Origin of the sequence: Devosia sp. (assembly GCF_041917035.1) — a bacterium.
Classification (GTDB): Bacteria; Pseudomonadota; Alphaproteobacteria; order Rhizobiales; family Devosiaceae; genus Devosia_A.
The window spans coordinates 1-2,354 of the sequence record NZ_JAYRYM010000393.1 but is presented as its reverse complement, the minus strand read 5'-3'; the positions used below and the strand labels follow the sequence as shown (position 1 = coordinate 2,354).

General features: G+C 68.0%; 2 protein-coding genes. Both read right to left on the bottom strand.

Features of this window, described 5'->3' with window-relative positions; all coding sequences use genetic code 11:
- Window positions 1-1,049, bottom strand: a 1,049-nt coding sequence (locus ACE3TU_RS21490; protein ID WP_374627895.1) for a response regulator, incomplete at its 3' end; no start/stop codon positions are given.
- A partial coding sequence (locus ACE3TU_RS21485; protein WP_374627894.1) for a putative bifunctional diguanylate cyclase/phosphodiesterase occupies window positions 1,046-2,354 on the bottom strand: 1,309 nt, incomplete at its 5' end. The genes ACE3TU_RS21485 and ACE3TU_RS21490, both read right to left, overlap by 4 nt.

The window sequence follows — 2,354 nt, the reverse complement described above, 5'->3', positions numbered from 1 at the left end:
TCCACCGGCTTTTCGATGAAGTCGTCGCCGCCCAGGGTGCGCGCTTCGAGCTGGAGCAGCGGATCGCTCTCGGACGACAGGAACACGATCGGCAGCGCCAGATCCCGGCGCGACTGGCGGATGATGCGGGCCAGTTCGATGCCGTTGATCCCCGGCATCCGGGTTTCGAGCAGAACCAGGTCGGGATTGGTGGCGGCGATCCGGTCCAGCGTCATGGCGCCGTCTGTGACCACTTCGCAGCGCATGCCGGCGCTTTCGAGTTCCAGCGCATAGGTGTCGGCCAGCAGCCGGTCCCCTTCGACGATCAGGATGGAGTGCGGCCGACCCCGATCCCGCGGCGCGAGTTCCTCCAGCCAGTCGGCCAGCTCGCTTGCATCGACAGGGCGCGGCAGCACCCCCGTCGTCCCCATCCGGGCGGCGGCCAGCCGGCCGTGGAAGGAGGCGTCGGTGCCGACCAGCAGGACCGGAACCTGCGGCGAGTAGCGGCGGCAGATCTGCAGCGCCTCCGGAACGGCATCGCTGATCAGCGCCGCGGCGGGCCGCTTCGAGGGGCCGGGTGGAGAGGACAGGGCGTCGATGGGCGTGTAGCCGAGCCCGGCGACAACCGAGGACAAACGCTCCAGTTCCGGCGTTCGTGCGACGATCAGCACGCCGCCCGGCGCTTCCTCGGGCACTCGTGCGTCGTCGCCGGCGCCACTCACCTGCTGCACGTCCCCCTGCCGCCGCAGCGGCATGGCCGGCCGGCTCGCGGTCACCTGCCTGAGTTGCGTGATGAGTGTGCGACAGCTCTGACCGATATCGGTCCGGCCCGGCGACAGCAACCTGTCCTCGAGCTCGGCTGCGGTGGCGCTGATCCCGGGGAAGCCGAACGTGCCGGCGGCCCCGGCGAGATTGTGCGCGATGTAGCGCAACTGCTCGCGGGCACTCGGTCCGAGCGCAGTCTGGTCGAAGCGCAGCGTCAGCTCGGACAGCGTCTGGGCATTCTGGCTCGTCCGCTCGATGAAGCGGCGATGCAGTTCGAGACGCTGCAGATCGAACCGGTCCGTCATGATGCCACCAGCCCTTGTACGCTGCGCACCATCTCGGAGAACTGGTGCGCGGGGACCGGGTGGCCGAAATAGTATCCCTGCGCGTCGTCGCATTGATGGCCGAGCAGGAAGTCGCGTTCGGCCACGGTCTCGACGCCCTCGGCAACCACCCGGATGTTGAGGGTGCGCGCCATGGCGATGAGGGCGCCGATGAGTCGGATGTCGCTCTCGGCCCCGCCGATGAGGTGGATCAGCGAACCGTCGATCTTCAGCGTATCGACGGGAAACCGCCTGAGATTGCTGACACTGGCAAACCCGGTGCCGAAATCGTCGAGTGCGATGCGCACGCCGCGGGCCCGCAGCGCCCTCAGGCTCGCGGCCGCGCTGGTGCCGTGCTTGATCAGCGCCGATTCCGGCAGCTCCAGCTCGAGCAGACTCGGATCGAGCGCTGTGTGCCGCAGCATGCCGAAGACGTCATCAAGGAATCCCCGCGCCCGGAACTGCATGGCCGTGACATTGACCGACACCGTGATCGGCGGCAGTCCCGCGTCGAGCCAGGCACGGGCCTGCTCGCAGGCCGATTGCAGCACCCACTTGCCGATCGGCAGCATCAGCCCGCAATCTTCTGCCGCCGGGATGAAGGCGGCGGGGGAGATCCTGCCCAGTGTCGGGTGGTTCCAGCGCAGCAGCGCCTCGGCGCCCACGATCGCACCGGTCCGGAGATTGACCTTTGGCTGGTAGTGGACCGTGAACTCGCGGCGGGCCAGGGCATGCCGGAGGTTCTCCTCGATCGACTGCCGTTCCTTGGCGCGATGGTTCATCGAGGGTCGGAAGAACTGGTAGCCCTGGCGGCCGCTCTCCTTGGCCAGGTACATCGCGGTATCGGCATTCTGCAGCAGGGCGTTGGCGTCCTTGCCGTCGTCCGGGAACACGCTGATTCCGATGCTGGCCGATATCCTGAGGTCGTGCTGGTCGATGACGTGCGGCTGGGAGATGGCGGTCAGCATGCGCCGGGCGGTGATGGCGGCATCCTCGCTGAGCTCGACCTCGGAGAGCAGCACCGCGAACTCGTCGCCACCCAGCCGGCTCACCGTATCGGAGGCGCGCACGCAGTCGACCAGCCGCCGCCCGACTGACTGCAGCAGCTTGTCGCCCATGGCGTGGCCGAGCGAGTCGTTGACGTGCTTGAACCCGTCCAGATCGAGAAACAGCACCGCCACGCGTTTCGAGTGGCGCGGTGCAATGGTGATGGCGTTGGCCAGCCGGTCGTCGAACAGCATGCGGTTGGGCAGGCCGGTGAGAAAGTCGTGCTGCGCCGAGTGGGCG